Source organism: Burkholderia sp. E168m23 (assembly GCF_016586125.1).
GTDB classification, from domain to species: domain Bacteria; phylum Pseudomonadota; class Gammaproteobacteria; order Burkholderiales; family Burkholderiaceae; genus Burkholderia; species Burkholderia orbicola.
In genome coordinates, this window is sequence record NZ_BCPP01000900.1 from 1 (window position 1) to 2,910 (window position 2,910).

Consider the following 2,910-nt stretch of genomic DNA (forward strand, 5'->3'; position numbering starts at 1 on the left):
GAATGAAGCACGTCACATCCCGCCTGCGGCGCCTGTTCGCGCCGATCGGCCTGCACTGGTATCTCGCCCTCCTGCTTGCGCTCGATGCGCTCATGGTGCTGCGCCCCGTCGTCGAGCACGCGCGGCTCGGTCTGCACCGCGCGTGGCTCGCCGATGCACTGAACCTCGTCGACAACATGGGGCTCGTCGTGCTGCCGCAGGTGGTCGTCGCGGCCGGCCTCGCGACGATGGCCATCGGCATCGTGCTGCGTGCCCGCGTCGCGTGGGTGTTGTCGATCCTGCTGCTGGTGGCGGCCGCCGCAATCAGCGTGCTCGGCGGCTATCGCAGCCACGCGGTGTTCGTCTATACGGCCGTGCTGGTCGTCGCGCTGCTGTACTACTGGCGGCACTTCGATCGCGCGAGCGTGGCCGCCAGCGGCCTGTTCGCGTTGCTGAGCATCGTGTCGCTGCTGATCTACGCCACTTTCGGCGTGCTCTATCTCGGCGACGAATTCACGCCGCCCGTCCACGATCTCGCCACCGCCGTCTATTTCTCGATCGTGTCGATGTCGACCGTCGGCTACGGCGACATCGTGCCGCACGCGCCGACCGCGCGCCTGTTCACCGCATCGGTGATCGTGCTCGGCATCACGGTGTTCGCGACGTCGATCAGCGCGGTCGTCGGCCCGGTGATCGGCGGCAATCTGAAACGGATCGTCAAGGGAGGTATTTCGAACGTGATCCGCAAGCATCATTTCCTAATCGTCGGCGCGACACCCGTCGCGCATGCGGTGCACGACGGGCTGCGCAAGCGCGGCTACGCGGTGACCGTCGTCGTGCCGGCCGGCGTCGAGCACAACTATCCGGCGGCGACCGACCTGATCGTCGGCGATGCGACCGACCATGCGGTGCTGGAAAGCGCCGGCGCGGCGACCGCGCGCGCGGTGCTCGCGCTGCGCTCGGATGACGCCGAAAACGCGTTCATCATCCTCGCGATCCGCGAGATCGCGCCGTCGGTGCGCACGGTCGCGCTCGTGAACCAGCAGCGCAACCTCGAGCGGCTGCGGCTGTTGAAGCCCGACATGGTGTTCTCGCCGCAGCAGCTCGCGGGCGAACTGCTCGCCAGCACGCTCAACGACGAACCGGTCGACAAGTCGATGATCTCGCACCTGCTGTTCGGCACGACGGATGCCGTGTGAGATCGTGAGCCGGTGACCGCGTGACCGGGGCCGGCCGCCGCACGGCCGGTACAATCGCGCGATGTCCGAATTGCTCACTTACGGCGGCCTGTTCGCCGTGTCGATGGTCGCCGCGACCCTGTTGCCGCTCCAGTCCGAAGCCGTGCTCGCCGGCCTGCTGCTCGCCGGACGCGAACCCGTGTGGGCGCTGGTGCTGGTCGCGAGCGTCGGCAACGTCGCCGGCTCGGCGATCAACTGGGCGCTCGGCCGCGGCATCGAGCATTTTCGCGAGCGCCGCTGGTTTCCGGTCAAGCCGTCCGCGCTCGCGCGCGCCGAGCGCTGGTACGCACGCTACGGCCGCTGGTCGCTGCTGCTGAGCTGGGCGCCGGTGATCGGCGATCCGCTGACGATGATCGCCGGCGTGCTGCGCGAGCCGCTGCCGACCTTTCTCGCGATCGTGACGATCGCGAAAGTCGGCCGCTATCTGGCCGTCGCGTGGCTCGTCATGCACTGACCCTCGCTTCCCCTTCGCCCGCCTGCGGGCCGTGATCCGCGACATCCGCTAAAGATTTCGCGAAAGTTGCCGTATTAACGGGACCACGAGCGGTGACGCGTGCGTTCCGCCTCCTCTCACTCCCACTCAGGATGTCTCATGAGAATGACCCAATTGGGCCGAGTGAGCGTCGGCGCGCGTCTGGCCGCGCTGGCGTGCGCGCTCGTCGCCCTGCTGTTTACCGTGTTCGCGTGGACCCTCGCCCATTTCGCCGGCCAGCAGCTCGCCGATGAAGCGCATAAGCGGATCGACGACAAGGAGCAGTCGATCCGCGCGATGGTCGACCTGTTCGACAAGGCGTTGACCGCCGAAGCCAACCGCTCGATGTCGCTGTTCGCGAGTTTCCTGCCGGCCGATTTCTCGCTCGACCCGGCGCGCACCGTCGACATCGGCGGCGTGGCCGCGCCGACCCTGCTCGCGGGCGGCCAGCCGCTCGACCTCGACTACTCGATTCCCGACCAGTTCCTGAAGAAAAGCGGCGCGATCGCGACGATCTTCGCGCGCGACGGCGACGATTTCGTGCGCATCACGACGTCGCTGAAGAAGCAGGACGGCGCGCGCGCCGTCGGCACCAAGCTCGACCGCGCCGGCCCCGCGTATGCGCCGCTGGTCGCCGGGCGCAGCTACACGGGCCTCGCGAAGCTGTTCGGCCGGTCGTACATCACGCAGTACAAGCCGGTGACCGACGCGACCGGCCGCGTGATCGGCGCGCTGTTCGTCGGCCTCGACATCGGCGCCGAGCTCAAGCTCGTCGAGGACGGCATCCGTGCGCTGAAGATCGGCGACAACGGCTACTACTTCGTGCTCGATGCGTCGCAAGGCCCGTCGCGCGGCACCTTCGTCGTGCATCCCGATGCGGCCGGCCAGCGTGCCGACGACACGCGCGCCCCCTACGCGCAGATGCTCGCGGCGGCCCAGGGCCGGCTCGCGTATACGTCGACCGACCCGGCCGCGCACGACGCCGGGCCGACCGCGAAATTCGTGTCGTTCACGACGATTCCGCAGTGGCAATGGCTCGTCGGCGGGATCGCGCTCGACGACGAGCTGCTGGCCACCATGCGCGCCACCCGCAACCGCTTCCTGATGATCGGCGCCGTGCTCGTCGCAGCGTTCGCGACGCTGTTCGTCATCGTCGTGCGGCGCGTGGTGAGCCGGCCGCTGGAAGCCGCCGCCCGCGCGTCCGAGCGCTATGCGGCGGGC

At 68.7% G+C, this 2,910-nt stretch carries 3 protein-coding genes; all 3 read left to right on the top strand.

The features are described 5' to 3' along the window. The first annotated feature begins 2 nt into the window (after positions 1-2). Complete coding sequence (gene kch / locus JMF90_RS31610; RefSeq protein ID WP_011547784.1) at positions 3-1,178, top strand: voltage-gated potassium channel protein; 1,176 nt, start codon at positions 3-5, stop codon at positions 1,176-1,178. 61 nt (positions 1,179-1,239) lie between these two features. Beyond that, on the top strand, positions 1,240-1,671 hold the full coding sequence (locus JMF90_RS31615) for a YqaA family protein (RefSeq protein WP_006479118.1): 432 nt from the start codon (positions 1,240-1,242) through the stop codon (positions 1,669-1,671). A 138-nt stretch (positions 1,672-1,809) separates the two neighbouring features. Further along, on the top strand, positions 1,810-2,910 hold a 1,101-nt coding region (locus JMF90_RS31620), incomplete at its 3' end, for a Cache 3/Cache 2 fusion domain-containing protein (RefSeq protein ID WP_201325905.1).